We start from the raw sequence: 22,630 nt of genomic DNA on the forward strand, positions 1-22,630 counted from the left end.
ATCCAGATGCAAAAATCCGCGATAACATGCCTCGCCACTAGATTTATTGTGCCGTACGGCAAGCCGCGCGAAGATGGTCGAGCAAAAATCTCCCTCTCCTGATGGCATTTTGGGAACAGAAGCGCCGTCTCAAACGTAAAAACGCAATGCTGGGCGCATTCCAATTTCTACAATTTCAGTAGAGTAAAGCTGTGCTCAACGGAGGGTTCCAATGACCCATTCTCACCTCAACAAGTGGCTCGGCATTTTGCTGGCCGGTTCAGTTCAATTCGGCACCCTGGGCTTTGCCCTCGCCGATACGACCATTTTGAATGTCTCCTACGATCCGACCCGCGAACTCTACAAGGTCTATGACGAAGCCTTTGCCAAACATTGGAAGGCGGAAACCGGTGAAACCGTCACCATCCAGCAATCGCATGGCGGTTCTGGCAAACAGGCCCGCGCGGTCATCGACGGCCTTGACGCCGATGTCGTGACGCTGGCGCTCGAGAGCGACATAAACGCCATTGTCGACAATTCGAAGAAGATCAATCCGGACTGGCGCTCGAAGTTCGAGAACAATTCGGCCCCCTACACGTCAACCATCGTGTTCCTCGTCCGCAAGGGCAACCCCAAGGCCATCAAGGACTGGGGCGACCTGATCAAGGAAGGCGTGCAGGTTATTACGCCCAACCCGAAGACTTCCGGCGGCGCGCGCTGGAACTATCTTGCGGCATGGTCGTGGGCGAACACCGAGTACGGTGGCGACGAAGGCAAGATCAAGCAGTTCATTGCCAACCTCTATGCGCACGTACCCGTGCTGGACACCGGAGCGCGCGGCTCCACGGTGACCTTTGCGGAACGTGAACTGGGCGACGTGCTGTTGGCCTGGGAAAACGAAGCCTATCTCGCGCTCGACGAATTCGGTGCCGACAAGTTCGACATCGTAATCCCGCCGACATCGATCCTGGCCGAACCGCCGGTTGCCATCGTCGATGCAAATGTCGATGCCAAGGGTACAAGAAAGGTCGCGGAAGCCTATTTGAGCTACCTCTATTCCGCAGAAGGCCAGACCATCATCGCCAAGAACCACTACCGGCCGGCAAAGCGCGACCTGGTACCGGCGGAAGATCTGGCGGCGTTGCCCGATATCAAGCTGATCACCATTGACGACCCGCTTTTCGGCGGATGGAAGAAGGCCCAGCCTTACCATTTCGGTGACGGTGGGATATTCGACCAAGTCTACAAGCCGGCACAATAACCACCGGACAACATAGCAAGGAACCGCATGACCACAGCTTCCGCGCAAGCGGGGTGGCGATTCAGGAAACCGAGTGTCATTCCGGGTTTCGGATTGACGCTCGGCTTTTCGCTTGTCTACCTCACCCTCATCATCCTGATACCGCTGTCCGGGCTGGCCTGGCGATCCGCTTCGCTGGGCTGGGTCGATTTCTGGGCCATCGCCACCGACCGGCGTACCGTGAACGCGCTCAAGATCAGCTTCGGCACGGCCCTTGCAGCCGCATTGATCAACGTGGTGTTCGGAACCATCGTTGCCTGGGTGTTGGTGCGCTACCCATTTCCGGGGCGGCGCATAGTCGATGCAATGGTCGACTTGCCCTTCGCCCTGCCAACGGCTGTCGCCGGCATAGCGCTGACAAGCCTCTACGCACCCAAGGGCTGGGTGGGTTCCTTGCTGGCGCCGCTCGGCATGAAGATCGCTTACACGCCGGCCGGCATTGTCGTGGCCTTGGTATTCATCGGCTTGCCTTTCGTGGTGCGCACCGTGCAGCCGATCATCGAGGAGATCGACAAGGAGGTTGAGGAAGCAGCGGCGACACTTGGCGCGACGCGCTGGCAAACCATCACGCGCGTGCTTTTTCCTGGCCTTGCGCCCGCCATCGTCACCGGATTTGCACTGGCCTTCGCGCGCGGCGTCGGCGAATACGGTTCCGTCATCTTCATCGCAGGCAACCTGCCCAACGTGTCGGAGATCGCACCGCTGCTCATTGTCATTCGGCTGGAGGAATTCAACTATCCGGCGGCGACGGCGATTGCGGCGATCATGCTGGTGATCTCATTCGCCATGTTGCTGGTCATCAACCTGCTGCAGGCATGGAGCCGCAAACGCTATGGCTGATCCGGTTCTTTTTGCTGCCGATCCAAATCCGGAAATCGCTTCCGGAATCACGGAATCGCGGCCGGCCCGCTGGGGGCTGATGGCAATCGCCTTCACCTTCCTGACGCTATTCCTCGTCCTGCCGCTGGTTCTGGTGTTCATGGAGGCCTCGCGCAAGGGCCTCGGGTATTTCTTCGAAACGCTGGGCGAGCCCGACACCTTGTCGGCCATCCACCTGACCCTTCTGGTGGCGGCCATTTCGGTGCCGCTCAACCTGGTGTTCGGCGTGGCCGCAGCTTGGGCCATCGCCAAGTTCGAGTTCAAGGGCAAGGCCTTCCTGACGACGCTGGTCGACCTGCCCTTCTCGGTCTCGCCGGTCATTTCCGGCCTTGTCTATGTGCTTCTGTTTGGGGCGCAGAGCGCGCTCGGACCGTGGCTGAAGGCAAACGGCATCGAAATCCTGTTCGCGGTGCCCGGCATCGTGCTGGCAACGGTTTTCGTGACGTTTCCGTTCGTCGCGCGTGAACTGATCCCACTGATGGAGGAACAGGGCACGGGCGATGAAGAGGCAGCGATTTCGCTTGGCGCAAACGGCTGGCAGACCTTCTGGTACGTGACCTTGCCCAACATCAAATGGGGCCTGCTCTACGGCGTGTTGCTCTGCAACGCCCGCGCCATGGGTGAGTTCGGGGCGGTTTCCGTGGTGTCGGGCCACATTCGCGGCCAGACCAACACCATGCCTTTGCATGTCGAAATCCTCTACAACGAGTACAACGCCGCTGGAGCATTTGCCGTGGCCTCATTGCTGGCTGGGCTGGCGCTGGTCACTTTGGCGCTGAAAACGCTTCTGGAAATGCGCTACGGCGCTGAAATCGCCGCCACACGCGGACATTGACAGGGTTACCTCATGCAAGTTCGCGTAGAAAACGTCCGCAAGGAATTCGACACCTTCCCTGCCCTGCACGATGTCTCGCTCGACATCCGTTCAGGTGAGTTGATCGCGCTGCTCGGGCCGTCGGGCTCGGGCAAGACGACATTGCTGCGGCTGATCGCCGGGCTGGAACAGCCGACGATCGGCAAGATCTTCTTTGGCGAGGAAGATGCCTCGGAACGATCGATCCGCGAACGCAATGTCGGCTTCGTGTTCCAGCACTATGCACTGTTTCGCCATATGACCGTGGCCGACAATATCGGCTTCGGCCTCAAGGTGCGTCCGTCTGCAACGCGACCGCCCGCGGATGAAATCCGCAAGCGCGCCTCGACGCTGCTCGACCTGGTTCAGTTGTCCGGTCTCGAAAAACGCTATCCGGCGCAGTTGTCCGGCGGCCAGCGCCAGCGCGTGGCGCTCGCCCGCGCCATGGCGATCGAGCCGAAGGTGCTCCTGCTGGACGAGCCGTTCGGCGCACTGGATGCCCAGGTGCGCCGCGAGTTGCGCCGCTGGCTGCGCGAGATTCACGACGCCACCGGCCACACCACCGTGTTCGTGACGCACGACCAGGAAGAGGCGCTGGAACTTGCCGACCGCGTCGTGGTGATGAGCCAGGGCCGCATCGAGCAGGTCGGCACCGCCGACGAGGTCTACGACCAGCCGAACTCGCCTTTCGTCTACGGCTTCATTGGCGATTCAAGTTCGCTTCCGGTCAAGGTCGAGGATGGCCAGGTCTGGCTGACCGACCGCCCGATCGGTCTTGCCGCGCCCGACGCGCCGGCCGGCCCGGCAACGCTGTTCTTCCGCCCGCACGATGTCGAATTGCTGGACGAGTGCGCCGGTTGCCTTGCAGGCACGGTCGCTTCCATCAGGCGCGTGGCAGGCACCAAGCGCGTGGAACTGGAAATCGGCGGTCATCGCGAGCGTGTCGAGATCGAGCTTCCGGTCGATCACCCGGCGGCACAGAAGAGCCGCATCGCGTTCAGGCCGCGCAAATGGAAGGTTTTTCCATCTGCTGCGGAATGATTTGAAGGCACTGGAATAATCGCCTCGAAAGAGGCGGTTAGTGAGGTCGAATTTCTATTCAACCTCCAATTGCGGCAGCGGTGTGCCTCGAAGGCCAAAGCCTGCTCCGGCTATATGATGGAACCACTCTCATTGGAGCCCATCATGAAACGCCTTTTGCTTGCCGCCACCGCCGCTGCGGGTCTGCTTTTGTCCTCGGCCTCGGCATGGTCCGCCGACAAGCTGCTCAACGCTTCCTATGACGTTGCCCGCGAGTTGTTCGTGGCGATCAACAAGGCTTATGTCGCCGAACATCCCGGCATCACCATCGACCAGTCGCATGCCGGCACGTCCAAGCAGGCGCGCGCCATCGTCGAGGGCCTTGCCGCCGACGTGGTTACCTTCAACCAGGTCACTGATATCGATTTCCTGGTCAAGAACGGCCTCGTCACCGACGACTGGCAGAAGGATTTCCCCAACAACGCTTCGCCCTTCTATTCGCTGCCGTCATTCCTGGTGCGCGCCGGCAACCCGAAGAACATCAAGGATTGGGACGATCTGGTGCGCGACGACGTGCAGGTGATCTTCCCCAACCCGAAGACCTCCGGCAACGCGCGCTACACCTATCTGGCGGCAACCGCCTACGCCAAGGAGAAGTTCAACAACGACGACGCCAAGGTGAAGGAGTTCATCACCAAGATCTTCGACCATGTGCCGGTGTTCGACACTGGCGGGCGCGCCGCCACCACGACTTTCGTGGAGCGCGAATTGGGTGACGTCCTCATCACTTTCGAATCCGAAACCTATGGCGTGCGCAAGGAATTCGGCGAAGGCAATTTCGAGCAGGTGACGCCTTCGGTCAGCCTGCTGGCCGAGTTCCCGGTCGCCATCGTGGACAAGGTGGCGGACGCCAACGGCTCGCGCGATCTGGCCAAGTCCTACCTCGAATTCCTGTATTCGCCGGCAGGCCAGAAGATCGAGGCTGAAAATGGCCTGCGCGTGCACGACGAAAAAGTGCTGGCTGAGTTCAAGGCCAACTTCCCCGATGTCCGTCTGGTAACGGTGGAAGAGGTGTTCGGCGGCTGGGACAAAGTCCAGGCCGAGCATTTCGCCTCCGGCGCGCTGCTCGACCAGATTTACGGCAATCGCTGATCTGTCTGTAGCCAATCCAAGGGAAAGCCGGCTTCGCGCCGGCTTTTCCATTTTTGCGACCACTTTGCCGGATCGGCCGAAAAGTCACGAAAAATCAATATGTTTTATATTGTATATGGATTTAGTGGGCCCTATCTTGCGTAGAGCGACGGTAGGCTTGCGACTATGCGTAAAGTCGGCTTGTGATACCGCCGCATGACCACTCCAAGAACTGTCTCGGGCATGCTCACGAAAAAAGGCAAATACGGTCTGAAGGCACTCGTGCACCTGTCACGCCTGCCGCCGGAGCAACTGGCGTTCGTAAACGACATCGCGGTTGCCAACCACATTCCCAAGAAATTCCTCGATGCAATCCTTGGCGAGCTGCGCAACGCCGGTTTTGTCCAGAGCCGCAAGGGCAAAGACGGCGGTTACCGGCTTGCGCGCTCGGCGGCAGACATCAAGATCGGCCACGTCATCCGCGTGCTCGACGGCCCGCTGGCGCCGATTTCCTGCGCCAGCCGCACACAGTACCAGCGTTGCGATGACTGCGACGAGACGACATGCGAAGTCCGTCACATGATGCTGGAGGTTAGGCAGGCGATTGCCGACGTGCTGGACAACCGTAGCCTTGCCGCCATGCGCGACGCCGACAACGACGATTTTCCGGCCGATCTGGCTTCGGGGCTTTAGGCAGCCACCTGAGCCTGCCTGCGCGACTGCGACAGGATCGTCAGCATGACGAAGATGTTGAGCAGGTTCCACGCAATGCCGTTGAGGAACGCGGCCGCGTAAGAGCCGGTCAGATCGTAGATCCACCCGGACATCCATCCGCCGAGCGCCATGCCGAGGATCGTCGCGGTGATGACGATGCCGACGCGTTGCCCCGCTTCCTTCGCGGGCAGATACTCGCGGATAACGACCGCATAGCTTGGAACGATGCCGCCTTGCGACAGGCCGAAGACCAGCGAGACGACGTAGAGCGAGGCAAGTCCGTCGAACGGAATGTAGAGCAAAAGCGCAAGGCACTGCAGGACCGAGCCGAGCAGCACCGTCCTGACGCCTCCGATCCAGTCTGCAATGAAGCCGGAACCGATACGGCTGATGATGCCGGCCGCCATCATCAACGCCAGCATCTCCGATCCGCGCGCCATGCCGTAGCCAAGGTCCATGCAATAGGCCACCAGATGGACCTGCGGCATCGACATGGCAACGCAGCAGGACAGCCCCGCAATGACGAGCATGATTTGCAGCACGCGCGGCGAAAGCGAGCTTGCCAGCATCGGCCTTGCATTGCCTTCCACCAAAAAGGCTTCATGCGGCGCCGGTCGCCTCAGCAACAGGATCAAAGGTATCATCGCGGCGAGACAGATGACGCCAATTCCGGCATAGGTGAAACGCCACCCCTCCGCCTCGATTGCCCACGGCATCAGCGCAGGCCAGATCGTGCCTGCGATATAATTGCCGGCCGCCGCCACCGCGACTGCCACGCCTCGGCGGCGCTGGAACCAATGCGAAATGTCGGCGATGAGCGGCCCGAAATTGGCCGCCGTGCCGATACCGATGAGGAAGCCGTGCGCCAGGACGAACTGCATGTTCGAGTGCGCCAGCGAGGCAAGGATAAAGCCTGAACCGAGGGCAAGGCACGAAATCAGCGCCGGACGCCAATAGCCGACCGTATCGATTGCCCGGCCTACGATGACATTGCCTACAGCGACGCCAACCAGCGTCGCCGCATAGGACAGTGAAGCGCTGGCGCGGTCGATGCCGAATTCGGCCTGTACGGAAGGCAGAACGACGATCACCGCCCACATGCCCGCCCCGCCGATAGTGCCGAGGATCAGCGAAATCGTCAGCCGAAGCCAGGCATAGGGGCCGTCAATGGGAGAAGCGCCGGATGCGGTCGAGGAAGTATGCACTGTGCCGCCGGTCCGATTGCGCCTGATAGTGGTTCAGGCTGAGCATACGCGCTCAGTTCCCGGCGCTGCTGCACCACACGCGGAAAGCCGTCGCTCCAACTTCGGTGGAGATCTAGGGGCGCGAAAACACGCCTTCGCTGGTCAACTGCATGTTGGTCAGGGTGCGTTCGGCATGGGTGAGACGCCAGTTCAGCATCTTTTGCGCATAGTCGCGCACGACCGCTGCCATCTCGGGACGGTCGGCCAGATTGTGCATTTCATCGGAGTCGGTGGAGAGGTCGAACAATAGCGGCGGCAATGCCGCAAAGTGCACGTATTTGTAATGCGCGTCGCGGATGACGGCGTAGCTGCACTCGTCCGAGCTGATGCCAAGCGCGGTCTCGGCCCGCTGGGCCTTCACGGTGCGGAAATCGTGCTCGAAAAACACTTCCCCGCGCCAGTTCGCCGGCGGCGCGCCGTGAACATGCCCGAGCAAGGAAGCGCCGTCGCAACTGCGCGGCACTGGAAGGTCAAGCCAATCGAGGATGGTCGGCATGATGTCGATTGCTTCAGTGAAAGCCGCCACCTGCATGCCCCTTGCGGCATCGGCCTCCGGTCGCGGATCGCGGATCACCAGCGGCAAGTGGAACGCCTGATCGAAGTATATTTCCTTGCCCCAGACATGATGCTGACCCAGCATCTCGGCGTGATCGCTGGTGACGACGATCAACGTGCGCTCATATTGCCCCGTCGCCTTGAGGTGCGCGATGATGCGGCCGAGATGATGGTCCACCTCCGACACGAGACCATAATAGGCGGCGCGCATCTGGCGGATTTCGAGGTCGTTGGCCTCGACCGGATTGAACGGGCTGTGCTCGTCATACTTACCCGGCTCGCCGATGCGCTCCAGTTCGTAGGCCAGCAGCGGATGCTGGCGTCGTTCCTCGGCGAGCGAAGGCGCACGCGCGGGGAAAACCACGTCCTTCGGATCGACCATCGCGTTGTAGGGTTCAGGCGCGATCAGCGGCGGATGCGGCCGATAGAACACGAAATGCGCGAACCACGGCGTGTGCTCGCGCTCCGACATCCAGTCGATGAAGCGGTCGGTCAGGAAGGCGGTTTCGCTTTGCTCAGCCGGATAAATCGCGGGAATGAAGCGGAAGCCGCGATCATGCGGCAAGTCGAACGGCTGGCGCGGGCGAAAGGCATCGTCGCGGCCATTGGGAAGGCTGTAGCCCAGCGTCTCGAGATGGGCGACCCAGGCCGCCATGTCGTCGGGCAGATGGAGCGCCGCGTCGAAGCCCGGCAACACGCCCTTGTCGTAGCCGGTGAGCACCGGATCGTCCGGATCGCGCCCACGCGGGTCCATGCTGGTATCGGTATAGCCGAACAATGCCGGTTCATAACCCACCTTGCGGGCCTCCAGCGCAACATTGGTATGGCGGGCATCGAGCGGCGTGCCGTTCCTGCCCGAGCGGTGATTCATCAAATAGAGGCCGGTAAGCAGGCTCGCCCGCGACGGTCCGCACGGCGTGCATTGGCCAAAGTGGTTCTTGAACAGCACGCCATCGGCGGCGAGTGCATCGAGATTGGGCGTGCGCACATTGGGATGGCCGAGCGCGGAAATGCAGTCCGCCCGCCACTGGTCGGCGCAGATGAACAGGACATTCGGCTTAGCGGTCAACGACTTGGTCCCATTCCCGGAATCAGTTTGCGAACCCAATCATGGGAGCCTTCAGGAGCCGCGCGCAATAGTCCTGTCGGTGGCGGCGAGAAGTTTGCGCACGGCGCGGCGCGCGGCCTGCGGGCGACGCAGGCGAATGTTGCGCTCCACCGTTTCGTGCAGTGCTTGCGCCACCGCCAGATCGTCACCTTCGCGCGTGGTGAACAGGAACAGGTGGTGGAAAGCCTGCTCGATCAGCACGCCGAGCGGCACCATGAGATCGTTGCCGGATGCCTGCAGGATGGCAAGATGGAAGCGCGTGTCCGCATCCGTGCGCTCTTCCAGCGAAGTCGCCGTGCCCATGACGCGACAGGCATCAGATATCTCGGCCATCTGCGCATCGGTGCGGCGTGTCGCGGCAAGGGCCGCAGCCTCGGGTTCGATGATGTGGCGGAATTCCTGCACCGACTTGAGGAACGCCTCGCGGTCAGGCGAAGCCGCGTACCAGGCCAGCACGTCGCGGTCGAGCAGGTTCCAGCGCTCCCTTGGCTCGACGCGGCTGCCGATCTTGGGTCGAGACGCCAACAGGCTCTTGGCCATCAGCATCTTGATCGCCTCGCGCACGGCCGAGCGGCTGATGTCGAACTCCTGCGACCACTGCGCCTCGTTGGGCAGGATCGTTCCGGGTGCATAGTCGCCGCGCACGATGCGCTGCCCGATTTCATTGGCAAGCGAGGCGTGCAGGCTGGACCCTGAATCGGAAAGCGTCTCGCGCGAGCGGGACGGCCTTGGTCTGGATTTCTTCTCGTCCATGCTTTCCTCGCCTACGGGCCGGAGCCTGCGTCAGAAAGACGGTGGCGGAGAAAGTGTCAAGGCTAGCCGGCTTTGTGCGCGTCGAGCATGCGGCGCGCGCTTTCCTCGTCGGTGATCAGCACAGTGGGTGCAAAAAGGTTCATCGCGCCAAGCAGCGCCTCGATCTTTTCCTGCCCGCCGGAGGTGAGGATGCGCATGGGCGCGCGGCGCAGGCGATCCACCTCGACCGACATGACAAGATCGTTGACCGGATGATCGACAAGATCGCCATTCCTGTCGAAGAAATGGAACAGAAGGTCGCCGACCGCTCCGCGCGCGAGCAGGGCCTCCCGGTCGGAATCCTTGAGGAACCCGCCGCGGTAGAACGTCGTGGCCGAAGCGATGCCGCCGATGCTGACCAGCACGGCATCGAGCGAATCGGCAAGCTGGAAGATTTCCTGCAGGCCGCACCGTTCGACCAGCGCCACCTTGGTTGCAACGCTGTCGACCACGGCGGGCGTCGGGATGAGATAGCCGTCGCCCTGGAAGGCCTGTGCGAATCGCCAGGCGAATTCCGCCGGATTGAACCGGCGCGCCACGCCGACCCCGCCAAGAAGCGATATCACCTTGAAGTCGCTGAGCGATTTGGAGCTGATGAAAGGCAGGCTGCCGAACAGGGTCTGGCCCCAACCCACGCCCACCCGCATGCCCGATTTCATGGTTTCGGACACGAAGCTTCCGGTCTTGGCGGCAATGGCCGGGATGGGATCGGCCTCCGGCGCTGACAAGGGCGCAACGATGGCCTGTTCGAGGCCGAACGCCTTTTCCAGCGCCCTTTCCAGTCTGACGATCTCGACCAGTTCGCTTTCAATGGCGATCTTGACCTCGGCGCGCGCACGCGCTTCGGCCAGCATGCGCACCACGGTCACGCGTCCGATGCCGAGCACATCGGCGATTTCGTTCTGCGTCATCTGCTCGATGAAATACATCCACGCCGCGCGTATCCTGAGACGATCGCTGCGGCTTTCGCTGGCCACATGGCTGGTTGCCTGGTCGTCGGCCGACCCGGCGCTCCTGCGCGGCTTTCTTGCCAATGCTTTTTACTCCCCCGAGATTCGTTCACCATTCCTTAGCAATTCGGCGCAACTGCACAATATGATCTATTGACCGAGTATGCGTGTTGGGAACAATCCTACTTTCGACGCTGCACCAGTTCAGCACGGGACCCAGACGAAGCCGAGGCGTTAAATGCTGCGTGAAATCTCCGAAGAGGTACGCATCAACCTGAAGGATCGGCTGCGCGATGTGCGCCAGGCCATCCGTCAGCGCCGCCACGACAGCGGCCGTTCCAACCTGTTGCCATTGCCGGGCGCGGGCGGCTCCGTGCCGTTTCCGCTCCGCGAGATCGAAGGCCTGCTCGGACATGCCGTGAGCGCCTTCGACGACGCCATGACGGCGGCTGAAACGCTGGTGCCCTATGATGGGCGACAGGCAGGTGCGGCCCGTTCGTTCGAGACCTATTTCCCTCTCAACGGCAGGCAAAACGTGCTGGCCGGAGAGCGGGCATTCCGCCGCGACATGTACTATCTGGTCAAGACCATGCTGGCGCGCAGGAACGCCAGCGCCGACCGCGTCCATGAGGCAAGCTTTGCCGCCGTCCACGCTGCGATGCTGCAGCGCCATCCGGACCTGCTGGCGGCGCTTGGCAACACGACAGGCGAGACCGACCGCACGGCGCAGGTTGCGCAGATATGCGCCGCATTGGTGGTTGAATTCCTGCACCAGCGTCCACTCAGGCTTGAGATACCGGAAGGTGCAGTCAAGAACCTGATGCAAGCCGAAAGCGCGCTGACTGTATCGCTTCTGGCGCCGGCGGCACTCGCCTGCGGGTTGGCCAGCATCGGTTCGGCGGAAGAGCTGGATTCTGATCCTCTGGAGATCGCGGCGCTGGCGGTCGAGGCGCGGCTCGACAGGATCATAGCCGCCTGCCGCGGCAACGATCCAATTGCCGAGCTTACGCCGGTCTTTGCGATGTTGCTGTTTCACTTGCGTTGAGACAGGCACCCGCCCCGAAGAAGCCAAAAGGCTGGAAAAACAACGCCGTAAGCGCTTCCGCTGAATCAAATTCAACGGAAGCCCGCGTTGCATCACCCGGCTTTGCCCAGTTCGACGACCACCTTCTTGGCACGCGGAACTGACGCCGGGCTCATGCTAAGCTCGGTCAGGCCCATGCGAATGAACGCTGGTATGAGATCGGGGCGGCCAGCCGCCTCGCCGCACATGCCGACCATGATGCCCGCCTCGACACCGGCCTTCGCCGTCATTTCGATTGCCGCCATCACCGCCGGATTGGCAACGTCGTTGAGCTTGGCCACGGTTGGATTGAGCCGGTCGGCGGCCATGACATACTGGGTCAGGTCGTTGGTGCCGATGGAGAAAAACGCCACTTCCCTGGCCAGTGCCGGCGCAATCAACACCGCAGCCGGTGTCTCGATCATGACGCCGAGCGCGAACTCTCCGAATGCAATGCCTTGCTGCTTCAGTTCCGTCTTGCAGTCCTCGATCAGCACGCGGGTACTGCGAACCTCGTCGAGGTCGGAAACCATAGGCAACATCACCTTGACGTTGCCGTGGACCGCGGCGCGCAAAAGCGCCCTCAACTGCTGCTTGAAGATATCCGGCCGGTCGAGGCACATGCGGATGCCGCGCCAGCCTAAGAACGGGTTTTCTTCCTCGGGGAACTCGATGCCGGCAATCGGCTTGTCGCCGCCGATGTCGAGAGTACGCACGATGACCGGGTATGGCGCAAATGCCTTGGCAAGCGCGCCATAGGTCTCGGCCTGCATGTCCTCGGACGGCAGGTGCATGTGGCGCATGAACAAGAGCTCGGTGCGGAAAAGGCCGACGCCCATGGCGCCCGCTTCTTTGGCCGCTTCGATTTCTTCCAGCGATCCAAGATTGGCCGCGACCTCGATAACGGTGCCGTTGGCAAGGGTCGGCACGGTGTCCCTGTACATGGTCAGCGCATCGCGTTCGGCCTTGGCCTCGCCCATGCGCTTTTCATAGTCCGCACGTGCCCCGGCATCGGGATCGGCAATGATGGCGCCTGAATTGCCGTTGACCGCAACGACCTTTGCCGAGCGCAGTTCAGCGACCCGCTCACCCAACCCCAAGACTGCGGGAATGCCGTGCGAACGCGCGATGATGGCGATGTGTGACGTCGCCCCGCCATGGCCGCAAACAATGGCGCCAATGCGCTTCAAGGGTGCGCGGGCGAGATCCCATGCGCCGATATCGTCGGCTATCAGCACCGCGCCTTGGGGTATCTGTTCGAGGCTGACATCGTCCTGCCCCAGCAGCGCCAGGCATATCTGCCGCCCCACCGCCTGCATGTCGTCGGCGCGGGCATTGAGGTACGGGTCCTCGACCGCGCCAAATTCCTCCGCCAGCCTTGAACTCACGGCAATGGTTGCAGCAACGGCATCGGTGCCCTCGCGGATCATCGCAACCGTGTCGCCCACCAGCGTGTCGTCGCCTGCGATATCGCGCAGCGCCGCGACAATGCCGCGATCGCCACCTGCCAGCGTCTCGTCCGCCAATGCCTTGTCCATGCGGTTGCGCACGGCGGCAATCGCCGCCAGGAATTTCGTCAGTTCCGGCTCGATCTCATGCGCTGCAAGCGAGCGTCCGTCGGAGCGGATTTCGGGTGGGAAATGCGCGAAGGCCGGACCGAGATGCACGCCCTCGCTGGCTGCGATGCCGAAGAGACCGGCATCGGAGGCGGGGGCGGCCCGCAGCGGCGGCGCTGCAGGCTGAGGCACGGCCGCAACTGCGCTATCGGCATTCGGCGTGTCGTCTTCTTCCAGGCCGGCACGCGGGTTTTCGAGATAGGCGATCAACGCCTCGACCGCCTCGATGGCATCCGCGCCGTTGGCGCGCACGGTGACTTCCTGCCCTTCCTTGACGCCGAGCAGCATCAGCTTGACGGAACTCTTGGCGCTGACCGCCTTGCCGTCCTTGATGATGTCGATTTCGCATTCGAAGCTCTTGGCGAGCTTGACGAACCTTGTGGCCGGGCGGGCATGCAGACCTTCGTGCACCCTGACGATCGTCGAGCGTTCCATCACATCTACTCTGTTGTTCTCAATGCGGCCGCGGAACGGCCAGATTTCAGGCCGCGATCGTGATGACCGTATCCGGCTTCAATGCGGCGACGAGTTCATCGGTCTCGACCGGCGAGGCGCATATCTCGCCCGGCCTTTCAGCGCTTCCGGCGCCATTGAACGTGATCACGACATGGCCGATTTCACGCACTTTCGCCCACGCGCTCGGACCAATGGCTGTGATCGTGGCGGATACCGGGCCGATGGCGATCGACGCACCGACCTGCGGTGCGCCGACGCTGGGCCCCTCTTCCGTTTTGTGCAGAACGGAGACTTCGGCCAGTTCAGGCGGCGAGCCATCTGCGAACAGGATGATAACGCCGCCTTCGGCGAGGTCCGCCACTTCGGGCCCGATAGCCGTAACCCGTGTTCTCAAAAGAACGGTCATGTGGCGAACCTCGATTTCTAACTTACAGAACGAACAGGCTGACGACCCATGCGAACAGCACGGAGACGGGCCCCATGATCTGGCGGCTGATCAGCACCGCCGGCACGCCGATCTCGATCGTCTTCGGCTTGGCTTCACCAAGCGCCAGACCGACCGGAACGAAGTCGCAGCCCACCTGCGTGTTGTAGGCAAACAGCGCCGGCAGGGCCATTGCCGGCGAGATCGTGCCGTTGGCGATCTGCGGGCCGATGATGGCGACACCGATGACCTGCGCGATCACCGCGCCCGGTCCCAATATGGGCGACAGGAACGGCAGGCCGCAGATGGCCGAGATGATCAGCAGACCAATGATGTTGTTGGCGAGCGGTCCCATCGGCTGTGCCAGCACGTCACCGATGCCGGTATAGAGGATGAGGCCGATCAGCATGGTCACGAACGCCATGAACGGCAGGACGTTGCGGATGACCTGGTCGATGGTGCGGCGACCGGCATTGAAGAAGATGCCGACCACCCGTCCCATGACGCGGCCAATCGAGCTGATCAGATTTACGAAGCCGCCTTCATTCGGCAGTGGTTGGGCCGCCGACGCCTTGGAAGACGAACTGCTGCTGCTTGATGCCATGGATGCTGCGCCCCCCGCGCTTGTCACTGCTTCCGAGCCGTCGGCCATGGCGACGTTCTCCGGCTTGACGCCTGATACATAGATGTCTTCGGTGATGAACTGGGCGAGCGGCCCAGCCTGGCCGACCGGCGTCAGGTTGACGGTCGGGATGCGCTTGCGCGGATAGACTCCGCACCGGGCGGTTCCGCCGCAATCGACGACGACGACCGCCATTTCACCTTCGACCGGCGGCGCCTTGAAGCCATCCACGGCTTCGGCGCCGGTCATCTCGGCGATCAGGGCTGCGACCGGATGAATGCCGCCGCCTGTGACGGACACCACCTTGTTGCGTTGATCGGTGGGTTGGATGACGAGCGGGCCGCCCCAACCACCGGAGCCCTTGGAAATCTTAACGGCTTTGTATGTCTTGGCCATGTTTTCCTCCCGCCCGCTTAAAGCTCAACGCCCTGGCGGCGTGCCATGATGGCGGTGATGCGTTCGGTCAACATGCCCTTGAACAGGATGACGACGAGGCCAACGATGGCGTACCAGATGGCCACCTGGATGTGGTAACCGCTGGCGACAGCGCCCTTCTTCTCAAGCTCGAGAAGCGCCACAAGAATGCCGCCCCAGACGAAGTATTCGCCCGGATTGATGTGCGGGAACAGGCCGAGCGGCGGGTGCACGTAGGAAACGGCCGCGTCGTAGAAGGCCGGCTTGTGCTTTTCTTCCAGGAACGAACCGAAGGTGTAAGCCATCGGGTTGGTCAGGAAGAACACGGCGAGCAAAGGCAGAACCGTGTAGCGGGTGAGCGCGATCCTGCCGGCACCGCGTGCCAAGCCGTGAACGCGTTCTTCGCCGACCAGTTCGGTCACCGCGTAAAATGCCGTCATCAGCACGACGAGCGTCGGGATGATGCCGGTGACGAAGCCGGCAAACACTTCGCCGCCCTTCTGGAAGATGCCGATAAAGTACTTGCCGATGGCGGTAAGCCAGCCAAGCTGCTCTTCCTGCTGCACTTCGTTCAGCTTTTCGCGGAACTGGTCGACCGTGAGGTTGCCACTATCCGCTTGAGCCAGAACGACGAGTTGGTCCGAGGCATGCTCCACGGCAAGCTTGCCGTGCAAGGCAGCATCCGAGACCATCGAACCCGCGACATGCAGGTTCTGCATGGCCAAGTCGGCATGCTGCGCCAACATTGAAAATACAGACATTTTTCCTCCTAATGCCGCGCTGCCCTACTATCCCGGTAGGCCTGCGGCGCCCTCTATGCGCTTGCTGCACTCAAGCCGGACAAGCCCGGCCCTTTCCCCGGCTCCGACCGCGCGCGGTCGATCTGTTCGATCGCCCGTTTCACGGCCTCGGCCACACCGGGTTCCCCCTCCCCAAGAACTGCTGGGTTGGACCGGATGCTGTCGAGGGTTGCCCCTTCAAATTCCTCGTGGCGCTTGAACTTGGTGAACACCGAGCGCCCGCTCATGATCAAAAACCTGCGCACGATCAGGTCGGGCGTGACCACCACCAGCACAATCGTGCCTTTGCGGAAGCGCCCGCGGCTGTTGCCCGCGCCGACGAAACCGTCGCTGTACTTCTCCGTGATGCCCTTGAAGACACCGGTATAGTGGCGCATCTGCATCCACACGCCGAGCGCCTGCAGCCCCCAGACGAGCGCCAGCAGCAGCAATGCCCATTGCCAAATTGCCATCAGGCCCTTCCTCCCAAGCCTCCGCGCGGCCGCACGCTCGGTGGCGCAACATGCTTAATTAGAGAACATTTGTTTTCTTGAGTGTCAATATGTATGATTTCAACAGCCCCGTTGGCACAGCGGATCGGCATGCTAGAATCACCCCTAAACAGGGACTATGCGATGGATATTCGGTTCAAGGATGAGTTGGCGTCAATGCCCGACCTGCGCCACCGTCTGCGGCGACTGCGTTGGTTTCGCGCCACTTTTCGGGCCAGTGCACGTGCCGTGACCGAAGCCTACGGCATTCGTTTCGTCATTGACGACGCCAAGCTTACCCGCGCCTTCCTCGACTGGATCGAAATCGCGGAAGCCGACAAGAAGTTTGCGGAAATCGACCGGGCAGATTTCATCGTGTTTGCGGCCGGTCTCGTTCTGCGCGAATTGATTCGTCAGGATCCGGCCAAGGCAACAAGCGAAGTGTCGCGCCAAAAGGAAGAGGCAGCAGGCCCGGAAAGCACCGAGGAAATCGTGCGTTTCTGGCCGGAAGGCTTCCTCTACACCAACTATTGCGTCTCGGCGGTAGCAGCCATCCACGAACAGGAGTTCGGCACGGCCCCGACCATCGACAAATGCGCCGATGACCTGCGCACATGGTGGTCCTACCGGGAAAACGTCACCGAAATGCCGACTTATGCCGTTGCTTTTCTTGATCGCTTCCTTGGCAGCGAACCGAACTGGATCTCGCCGGACCACGTGCCGTCGCGCCGGGCCATGCAACAGGTGCTGCAATCCCTCTCAGGCCAGCCTGCGACAGGTTTGCCCACACAGTAATCCATCGGCACTATTGAACATTTGCATTTTCAACTATAGCGATGTGCACGTTTTGCGAATTGGAGAAGGCAGCGCGTGGCATCATCCCCACTGATCATCTTCGACTGCGACGGCGTGCTGGTGGACAGCGAGCCGCTGGCCGCACTCGCCTATGAGCGCGTCTACCTAAAGCACGGCATGAGCGGCGTCGGCGCCGACATCATTGCCCAGTGCATCGGCATGAAGCAGGCCGACATCATCGTTCGCATCAAGGAGCTTACCGGCCACCAGTTTCCGGCAGATGCCGGTGACGATATCTGGGCGGAAACCAAGGCACTTTTTAGCGAGCAGCTTACCCAGACGCGCGACCTCGCGGCATTCCTGTCATCACTCAAGACGAAGCGCTGCGTGGCGTCCTCCTCGTCGCTCGAGCGCATTCACCACAGCCTCGATGTTACTGGATTGGCTCCGTTTTTCGGCGAGGCGATCTATTCGTCCTCGATGGTCAAACGCGGCAAGCCGGCACCGGACATCTTCCTCTTCGCAGCCGAGAACATGGGAGCGGAACCGGCCAACTGCGTCGTGATCGAGGACTCACCGTTCGGCGTCGAAGGCGCGGTTGCTGCCGGCATGACGGCAATCGGCTATACGGGCGGAAGCCACAGCTATGCCGGCCACGGCGAAGTGCTATCCGCGCGCGGAGCGGATGCGATCTGCAAGGACTGGACCGAAGTCGACAACGAGCTTCGCGCGTTGGGCTTTACCGCCTGATCCGGCTCGGGCCTTAAAGGCTGGCGACCAGGTCGTCGCCAAGGCGCGTTTGGCCAAACCAGTTCAGCCGATTGATGCTGACCGAGCCGCCATCGACGACGCTGTTTTCATCGCCAGGCCTAGTGGCGTGCGCACGTCCGCGCGGCAGAACAAGCACAGTGCGGTCGCCATCGGTTTCAATCACTTCGGCGTTGCGGCCAATCTTGTCGCGGCCAATGTGCGGCTGCCGGATTTCGGCAGGCAACGCGGTCGGCAGGTTTATGCTGAGCCAATGCCCTTCCACCGCCCATTCAGCGCGCTTGGACCATAGCGACCCGATCAGGCCGGCCAGCCAGGATTCATCCTCGGCACCGATAGCCGGATTTTTCACACGCGAAATGCCAATGGCCGGAAGACCCCAGAAGCTTGCCTCGCGGGCAATGCCGAGCGTGCCGGAATAGGCGAGATCCTCGGCGACGTTGCGGCCGTCATTGATGCCGGCAAGCACGAGGTCCGGCTTGGGCTGATCCTTGAACAGCCACGCCATCGCCGTGATCACGCAGTCGGCGGGCCGGCCGGAACAGGAAAAGCGTTTCTCAGCCCGTCGCTGCATGGTGATGGGTTGTGCCAGCGTCAGCGACGGCCCAGCCGCGGTGTGCTTCTTCTCCGGCGCGACCACCCAGACATCGTCACTCAACCGCCGTGCCGCCTCGGCAAGACGGGCAATGCCCGGCGCATCGATGCCATCGTCATTGGAAATCAGGATGCGCATCGTATGTCTCCGTTTCCTATTGCCAGCCGATCGCCGGTGCGGCGGTCGACCTGCAACGCCGGTATGTATGCGGCCAGCCGCGATAGTTCCCCTGCCCCGCATGAATGTCCGAGCACTGCGGGAAGTCCGGCCTGCTCCCAGATCGCGGTATTGCCGGATACGGTTGGATGCGTCGGCATCCTGATCCAGTCGGCACGGCCCTTGGCATGAAGGACTTCGCCAGGCGTGCCGGCCGGCAGATGACCGCTGAGCAGGATCGGATAGTTGGCCGCATCAGCCAGCGAAATCAGGCGCGAGGATGGGCCCGCCCGGCCCATGCCATCATCGGCAAGCAAGGGGCAATCAGGCAAAGGCTGGCCGTCAATCCAGTCCAGCGCTTGCGCAAGGCGCTGGCGCAAAACCTCGCCCGCCCCGGACCTCAACGCAGAGCCCGCCTCGATCTGTGCCTGCAAGGATGGCCGCATCGAAGCATGGATAGCGAACCGGCCAGGCATCGCAGCGATAAGTTCCAGCGACCGGCCGGAAAGCGGCGTCGGCAGCAGGCAACCGCGACTGTGTGCTTCGATCCATAGGGCAATCTGCTTGGCGCGGTCGGTGCCTGAGACCGGATCGGCCCCGTAGGAAGCATCCAGCATGACGAGATCGCATGCCGGGATCGGGTCCATGACGAACACGGCGCTGTCCGGCACCACGTCGGCGCAATAGACAACGCGGCTCTCGTCATACTCCACGGCAAACCAGACACCGCCGACCACGTGGCCGGAACGTCCGGTGCTGATCCTCAAGCCGGCGACATCCAGACGGTCGCCGGGGCGGAACAGTTCGATCCTGTCGGCGGGAAAGGGAAAGGCGCGCAAAAGTTCGGGCTCGGCATAGGCTTCCAGCGTCGCCGGCGCTTCGTCGTGCGTTTCGGCTGTCATCAGGATGCGGCCGGAAAATCCTTTCGATAACAACCAGTTCAATGCGCCGACATGATCCTCATGCGCATGCGAGATCAGCACAGCTTCGAGATCGGCAACGGCATCGACCTGCGGGTAATATTCACTGCCACTGGCACCAACCTTGATGCCGGCGTCGAGCATCACCCGCCGTCCGTTCCGGTCGATGACGACGCTGGTCCGGCCCTTTTCTCCGAACCCGCCGGCAAGCTCGATTGAAAGCGTCATGCCGGTTTTCCGTTCGGAATGAGCCAGCCCGACGTGATCTTCAACCTGATCTGCGATCCGGGTTCGAACGACCCCGGCTCCGGACGCTCGACATGCAGATGGAGGTCGGGCTGAAGCACCGGTGAAAGCTCGACGCGCACCGCACCGCCCTTATAGATGGCGCGCGTGACGGTGGCGTCGAAACCAGCCTCACCCTTGCCGGCGATCTCGAGATCGGGCGAACGGATGCAGATTTTCGCGTCCGCTCGCGGTTGCTCACCGGGACGGCAGCGCACCACGGCCTCTTGCCCCAACACCTCGGCCCGTACATGTCCCCCTTGCTCCGCACTCATGATTTTGGCCGGAAGCACGATGCCTTGCGCAATGAAGGACGCCACCATCTCGTTGGCGGGTTCGCGGTAGAGGTCGCGCGGGGTGGCAAGCTGCGCCAGCCTGCCATGATCCATGACCGCGATGCGATCCGCCAGCGCCATCGCCTCGGCCTGGTCGTGGGTGATGTAGACGATCGTGGTGCCGGTGCGCTTGTGGAAGGCGGCGAACTCGTCTTCCATCGAAGCGCGCAGATGCACGTCGAGATTTGCCAGCGGCTCGTCGAACAGCACCAGCGAAGGTGCGGCGACAAGGCACCGCGCCAAGGCCACGCGCTGGCGTTGACCGCCGGAGAGATTAGCGGGCCGCCGGTCAGCCAACCCATCGAGGTTTACCAGGGACAATGCATCCGCCACCCGCTGGCGAGCCACGGTCTTGTCCACCTTGGCGACCTTGAGCGAATAGCCGACATTTTCGGCCACCGTCATGTGGGGCCAAAGCGCATAGTTCTGGAAGACGATGCCGACGCGGCGCTTTTCCGGCGGCACGCTGCCGCTGGCATCCGAAACCACGTCGCTGCCGATGCGGATCTGCCCGGAACTGATCTTCTCGAATCCGGCGACAACCCTGAGCAAAGTGGTCTTGCCGCAGCCGGAAGGGCCAAGCACGGCAAGGAACTCGCCGTCGCGAACATCGAGAGACACATCCTTGACGGCGTCATAATCGCCGAAGGTCTTGGTCACATTGCTGATGGTCAGTCCCGCCATGGCAGCACTCCACTTGGAAGGTAAGGGGCAAGCAGATTGGTCACCAGCATGAGGACGAAGGTGATCGCGACCGTGATGGCCGACATTGCCGCCGCGTAGTTGGAATCGCCGCCCTGCTCGAAGGAGAACATGACGACACCGATGGTTTCAGACCCGGAAGACCACAACAGCGCCGAGACGGTAAGTTCGCTGAGCGCGGTCATGAAGATGAGCAGCCCACCCGCAATCGCAGCAGGCGCCACCAGCGGAAACACGATGGTGCGCAGGCGCGTGAACAGCCCTGCCCCGGCAACCTGTGCCGCTTCCTCAAGCGCCCGGTCGATCTGGTGGTAACCGCTGACGGTGGGCCTCAGCGCCAGCACAAGAAAGCGGGCAAGATAGGCGTAGAGGATGATCCAGATGGTGTTGTAGAGCTGGATGCCGGTGAACGGGATCGGCCGCAGGAACATCAGAAGCGCTGCGATGGCAAGCACCACGCCTGGCAGCGCATAAGGCAATTCGATCAACAGGTTGACCAGCCTGATCCACCTTTGCTTGCCCCATGCGATCAGGTAGCCGACCGGCACGGCGACAAGCACTGCGAACACCGCAGCGGCAATGGACAAGGCAAAGCTGTTGAAGAATGCACGCCTCGATCCGGCATGTTCGAACAGGACGAAACGATAGTTATCGAGCGTCGCGGTGGCGGTCGAAAGGGCAATGCCGTAGCCCGGCACGAGCGAGGTCAGCACAAGGCCGAACAAAGGCAGCACGAGGATCAATACTATGAGAAGCCAAATACCCGCTTCGACCGGCACGCGCCAACGTCCGAGTTCATAAGGCTCAGCGGGCAGCGACGTCGAAGAAATGCGGTAGTCGCGCCGGCGGCTCATGATTTCCTGGGTGACGATGCCGGCCATGGCGATGATGCCGATCAGCACCGACAGGAACGCCGTCTCGCCCAGCACCGCCGGACCGCCGCCCGCCAGCTTCTGGTAGATGAGCGTTGGCAGCACGAGGTAGTTGGCGGGGATGCCGAGGAAGGCGGGAATACCGAAATTTCCGACGCAGGACACGAAGGCCAGTGCTGCTGCCGCCATTATAGAGGGCGTCATGAGCGGCAGCACCACTGTGCGCAGCACTGTGAACCAGCCTGCGCCGCCTGCTCGTGCGGCTTCGACCAGTTCACGCGGCAGCTTGCGTAGACCGGCACGCACGAGAAGGAAGACCAGCGGCCCGTATTGAACGCCGAGCAGCAGGATAATGCCTTCGGTGGAATAAAGCGGATTGCGGGTGCCGAGCGGCGGTGCAAGTCCGAGCAGCTTCAGGAATGGGCTGGCCGGGCCAAACAGTTGCAGCCAGGCAAGCGCCGTCACCTGCGGCGCAATCATCAGCGGCATGACGTAACACAAGACAAGCACGCCGCGCCCGCGAATGTCGGTGAGCGTGACCAGAAGCGCGACGAACGTGCCGAGCACGACAGCAAGCAGCGTGCCAAAGATGCCGACAACCAGCGTATGCCATGTCGCCACCCACGTCGCCGAACTAGACAGGCCAAGGCGGATTGCCGTGTCGGAGACGACACCACCCGGCGCTACGACCTCCTTCAAGAGGCGCAGCATCGGCAGCAGCGACAGAAGCACGATGACAACGGCTACCGCCGCCGTCAGGGCCATTTCCTGGCCCCGGCTTTCCTTCACCCTTGCAGTCATGGTTGCGTTCC

At 62.0% G+C, this 22,630-nt stretch carries 22 protein-coding genes; 9 read left to right on the plus strand and 13 right to left on the minus strand.

Annotated features, from left to right (window positions below; translation table 11 throughout):
- Positions 1-211: 211 nt before the first annotated feature.
- The 6 genes from ACODTY_RS18485 to ACODTY_RS18510 all read left to right on the plus strand — a co-directional run bounded on the left by ACODTY_RS18485 (position 212) and on the right by ACODTY_RS18510 (position 5,855).
- Positions 212-1,240, plus strand: coding sequence for a sulfate ABC transporter substrate-binding protein (locus tag ACODTY_RS18485; RefSeq protein ID WP_488995673.1), 1,029 nt, complete (start codon positions 212-214; stop codon positions 1,238-1,240).
- A gap of 27 nt (positions 1,241-1,267) precedes the next feature.
- Positions 1,268-2,119, plus strand: coding sequence for a sulfate ABC transporter permease subunit CysT (gene cysT, locus ACODTY_RS18490; protein WP_488995674.1), 852 nt, complete (start codon positions 1,268-1,270; stop codon positions 2,117-2,119).
- Positions 2,112-2,993: a sulfate ABC transporter permease subunit CysW gene (cysW, locus tag ACODTY_RS18495; RefSeq protein ID WP_488995675.1), complete on the plus strand. Its 882-nt coding sequence runs from the start codon at positions 2,112-2,114 to the stop codon at positions 2,991-2,993. Before cysT ends, cysW begins: the two co-directional genes overlap by 8 nt.
- A gap of 12 nt (positions 2,994-3,005) precedes the next feature.
- The gene (locus tag ACODTY_RS18500; protein ID WP_488995676.1) at positions 3,006-4,052 is read left to right on the plus strand and encodes a sulfate/molybdate ABC transporter ATP-binding protein; all 1,047 of its coding nucleotides are present in this window, start codon (positions 3,006-3,008) and stop codon (positions 4,050-4,052) included.
- A gap of 144 nt (positions 4,053-4,196) precedes the next feature.
- On the plus strand, positions 4,197-5,183 hold the full coding sequence (cysP, locus tag ACODTY_RS18505) for a thiosulfate ABC transporter substrate-binding protein CysP (RefSeq protein WP_488995677.1): 987 nt from the start codon (positions 4,197-4,199) through the stop codon (positions 5,181-5,183).
- Positions 5,184-5,405: 222 nt separating this feature from the next.
- Positions 5,406-5,855 carry an RrF2 family transcriptional regulator gene (locus ACODTY_RS18510; protein WP_488995720.1) on the plus strand — a complete coding sequence of 150 codons (450 nt, stop codon included), beginning with the start codon at positions 5,406-5,408 and terminating at the stop codon, positions 5,853-5,855.
- Here the strand turns inward: ACODTY_RS18510 and ACODTY_RS18515 are convergent.
- From ACODTY_RS18515 to ACODTY_RS18530, 4 genes are all read right to left on the minus strand, one after another.
- Positions 5,852-7,081, minus strand: a complete 1,230-nt coding sequence (locus tag ACODTY_RS18515) for an MFS transporter (RefSeq protein ID WP_488995678.1) — start codon at positions 7,079-7,081, stop codon at positions 5,852-5,854. The genes ACODTY_RS18510 and ACODTY_RS18515 overlap by 4 nt on opposite strands.
- A 112-nt stretch (positions 7,082-7,193) precedes the next feature.
- Positions 7,194-8,744 (minus strand): alkaline phosphatase family protein, encoded by a 1,551-nt coding sequence (locus ACODTY_RS18520; RefSeq protein WP_488995679.1) that lies wholly within the window; start codon positions 8,742-8,744, stop codon positions 7,194-7,196.
- 51 nt (positions 8,745-8,795) lie between these two features.
- Positions 8,796-9,536 carry a FadR/GntR family transcriptional regulator gene (locus tag ACODTY_RS18525; RefSeq protein WP_488995680.1) on the minus strand — a complete coding sequence of 247 codons (741 nt, stop codon included), beginning with the start codon at positions 9,534-9,536 and terminating at the stop codon, positions 8,796-8,798.
- A 62-nt stretch (positions 9,537-9,598) separates the two neighbouring features.
- Positions 9,599-10,609 (minus strand): sugar-binding transcriptional regulator, encoded by a 1,011-nt coding sequence (locus ACODTY_RS18530; RefSeq protein WP_488995681.1) that lies wholly within the window; start codon positions 10,607-10,609, stop codon positions 9,599-9,601.
- A 154-nt stretch (positions 10,610-10,763) separates the two neighbouring features.
- On the opposite strand from ACODTY_RS18530, the gene ACODTY_RS18535 reads away from it, so the two are divergent.
- Complete coding sequence (locus ACODTY_RS18535) at positions 10,764-11,570, plus strand: hypothetical protein (RefSeq protein ID WP_488995682.1); 807 nt, start codon at positions 10,764-10,766, stop codon at positions 11,568-11,570.
- A 92-nt stretch (positions 11,571-11,662) separates the two neighbouring features.
- Here ACODTY_RS18535 and ptsP read toward each other — a convergent pair whose 3' ends face one another.
- The 5 genes from ptsP to ACODTY_RS18560 are packed head-to-tail and all read right to left on the minus strand — an operon-like array spanning position 11,663 to position 16,372.
- Positions 11,663-13,639: a phosphoenolpyruvate--protein phosphotransferase gene (gene ptsP / locus ACODTY_RS18540; RefSeq protein WP_488995683.1), complete on the minus strand. Its 1,977-nt coding sequence runs from the start codon at positions 13,637-13,639 to the stop codon at positions 11,663-11,665.
- Positions 13,640-13,685: 46 nt separating this feature from the next.
- Positions 13,686-14,066 carry a PTS glucitol/sorbitol transporter subunit IIA gene (locus tag ACODTY_RS18545; protein WP_488995684.1) on the minus strand — a complete coding sequence of 127 codons (381 nt, stop codon included), beginning with the start codon at positions 14,064-14,066 and terminating at the stop codon, positions 13,686-13,688.
- 22 nt (positions 14,067-14,088) lie between these two features.
- The gene (srlE, locus tag ACODTY_RS18550) at positions 14,089-15,102 is read right to left on the minus strand and encodes a PTS glucitol/sorbitol transporter subunit IIB (RefSeq protein WP_488995685.1); all 1,014 of its coding nucleotides are present in this window, start codon (positions 15,100-15,102) and stop codon (positions 14,089-14,091) included.
- Between the two features lie 17 nt (positions 15,103-15,119).
- The gene (gene srlA / locus ACODTY_RS18555) at positions 15,120-15,881 is read right to left on the minus strand and encodes a PTS glucitol/sorbitol transporter subunit IIC (RefSeq protein WP_156464962.1); all 762 of its coding nucleotides are present in this window, start codon (positions 15,879-15,881) and stop codon (positions 15,120-15,122) included.
- Between the two features lie 53 nt (positions 15,882-15,934).
- Positions 15,935-16,372 (minus strand): transcriptional regulator GutM, encoded by a 438-nt coding sequence (locus tag ACODTY_RS18560; RefSeq protein WP_488995686.1) that lies wholly within the window; start codon positions 16,370-16,372, stop codon positions 15,935-15,937.
- Between the two features lie 162 nt (positions 16,373-16,534).
- On the opposite strand from ACODTY_RS18560, the gene ACODTY_RS18565 reads away from it, so the two are divergent.
- Together ACODTY_RS18565 and ACODTY_RS18570 are read left to right on the plus strand one after the other, a co-directional pair.
- Positions 16,535-17,185, plus strand: coding sequence for a hypothetical protein (locus ACODTY_RS18565; RefSeq protein ID WP_488995687.1), 651 nt, complete (start codon positions 16,535-16,537; stop codon positions 17,183-17,185).
- Positions 17,186-17,260: 75 nt separating this feature from the next.
- Complete coding sequence (locus tag ACODTY_RS18570) at positions 17,261-17,935, plus strand: HAD family hydrolase (RefSeq protein ID WP_488995688.1); 675 nt, start codon at positions 17,261-17,263, stop codon at positions 17,933-17,935.
- A gap of 13 nt (positions 17,936-17,948) precedes the next feature.
- Here ACODTY_RS18570 and ACODTY_RS18575 read toward each other — a convergent pair whose 3' ends face one another.
- Genes ACODTY_RS18575 through ACODTY_RS18590 form a run of 4 tightly spaced genes read right to left on the minus strand, consistent with a single transcriptional unit; the run spans position 17,949 to position 22,619 of the window.
- The gene (locus ACODTY_RS18575) at positions 17,949-18,686 is read right to left on the minus strand and encodes a 5'/3'-nucleotidase SurE (RefSeq protein ID WP_488995689.1); all 738 of its coding nucleotides are present in this window, start codon (positions 18,684-18,686) and stop codon (positions 17,949-17,951) included.
- Complete coding sequence (locus ACODTY_RS18580; RefSeq protein ID WP_488995690.1) at positions 18,674-19,852, minus strand: MBL fold metallo-hydrolase; 1,179 nt, start codon at positions 19,850-19,852, stop codon at positions 18,674-18,676. The genes ACODTY_RS18575 and ACODTY_RS18580 overlap by 13 nt, the downstream gene beginning before the upstream one ends.
- Positions 19,849-20,928: an ABC transporter ATP-binding protein gene (locus ACODTY_RS18585; RefSeq protein WP_488995691.1), complete on the minus strand. Its 1,080-nt coding sequence runs from the start codon at positions 20,926-20,928 to the stop codon at positions 19,849-19,851. The genes ACODTY_RS18580 and ACODTY_RS18585 overlap by 4 nt, the downstream gene beginning before the upstream one ends.
- On the minus strand, positions 20,916-22,619 hold the full coding sequence (locus tag ACODTY_RS18590) for an ABC transporter permease (RefSeq protein WP_488995692.1): 1,704 nt from the start codon (positions 22,617-22,619) through the stop codon (positions 20,916-20,918). Before ACODTY_RS18590 ends, ACODTY_RS18585 begins: the two co-directional genes overlap by 13 nt.
- Positions 22,620-22,630: the final 11 nt, after the last annotated feature.

The sequence above is a fragment of the Mesorhizobium sp. FG116 genome (genome assembly GCF_057809835.1).

What these genes read in the sequence shown, in the direction of transcription:
- ACODTY_RS18485 (WP_488995673.1), top strand. Translation starts at nt 212, where the DNA reads ATGACCCATTCTCACCTCAACAAGTGGCTCGGCATTTTGCTGGCCGGT.
- cysT (WP_488995674.1), top strand. Translation starts at nt 1,268, where the DNA reads ATGACCACAGCTTCCGCGCAAGCGGGGTGGCGATTCAGGAAACCGAGT.
- cysW (WP_488995675.1), top strand. Translation starts at nt 2,112, where the DNA reads ATGGCTGATCCGGTTCTTTTTGCTGCCGATCCAAATCCGGAAATCGCT.
- ACODTY_RS18500 (WP_488995676.1), top strand. Translation starts at nt 3,006, where the DNA reads ATGCAAGTTCGCGTAGAAAACGTCCGCAAGGAATTCGACACCTTCCCT.
- cysP (WP_488995677.1), top strand. Translation starts at nt 4,197, where the DNA reads ATGAAACGCCTTTTGCTTGCCGCCACCGCCGCTGCGGGTCTGCTTTTG.
- ACODTY_RS18510 (WP_488995720.1), top strand. Translation starts at nt 5,406, where the DNA reads ATGCTCACGAAAAAAGGCAAATACGGTCTGAAGGCACTCGTGCACCTG.
- ACODTY_RS18525 (WP_488995680.1), bottom strand. Translation starts at nt 9,536, where the DNA reads ATGGACGAGAAGAAATCCAGACCAAGGCCGTCCCGCTCGCGCGAGACG.
- ACODTY_RS18535 (WP_488995682.1), top strand. Translation starts at nt 10,764, where the DNA reads ATGCTGCGTGAAATCTCCGAAGAGGTACGCATCAACCTGAAGGATCGG.
- ptsP (WP_488995683.1), bottom strand. Translation starts at nt 13,639, where the DNA reads ATGGAACGCTCGACGATCGTCAGGGTGCACGAAGGTCTGCATGCCCGC.
- ACODTY_RS18545 (WP_488995684.1), bottom strand. Translation starts at nt 14,066, where the DNA reads ATGACCGTTCTTTTGAGAACACGGGTTACGGCTATCGGGCCCGAAGTG.
- srlE (WP_488995685.1), bottom strand. Translation starts at nt 15,102, where the DNA reads ATGGCCAAGACATACAAAGCCGTTAAGATTTCCAAGGGCTCCGGTGGT.
- srlA (WP_156464962.1), bottom strand. Translation starts at nt 15,881, where the DNA reads ATGTCTGTATTTTCAATGTTGGCGCAGCATGCCGACTTGGCCATGCAG.
- ACODTY_RS18560 (WP_488995686.1), bottom strand. Translation starts at nt 16,372, where the DNA reads ATGGCAATTTGGCAATGGGCATTGCTGCTGCTGGCGCTCGTCTGGGGG.
- ACODTY_RS18565 (WP_488995687.1), top strand. Translation starts at nt 16,535, where the DNA reads ATGGATATTCGGTTCAAGGATGAGTTGGCGTCAATGCCCGACCTGCGC.
- ACODTY_RS18575 (WP_488995689.1), bottom strand. Translation starts at nt 18,686, where the DNA reads ATGCGCATCCTGATTTCCAATGACGATGGCATCGATGCGCCGGGCATT.
- ACODTY_RS18580 (WP_488995690.1), bottom strand. Translation starts at nt 19,852, where the DNA reads ATGACGCTTTCAATCGAGCTTGCCGGCGGGTTCGGAGAAAAGGGCCGG.
- ACODTY_RS18585 (WP_488995691.1), bottom strand. Translation starts at nt 20,928, where the DNA reads ATGGCGGGACTGACCATCAGCAATGTGACCAAGACCTTCGGCGATTAT.
- ACODTY_RS18590 (WP_488995692.1), bottom strand. Translation starts at nt 22,619, where the DNA reads ATGACTGCAAGGGTGAAGGAAAGCCGGGGCCAGGAAATGGCCCTGACG.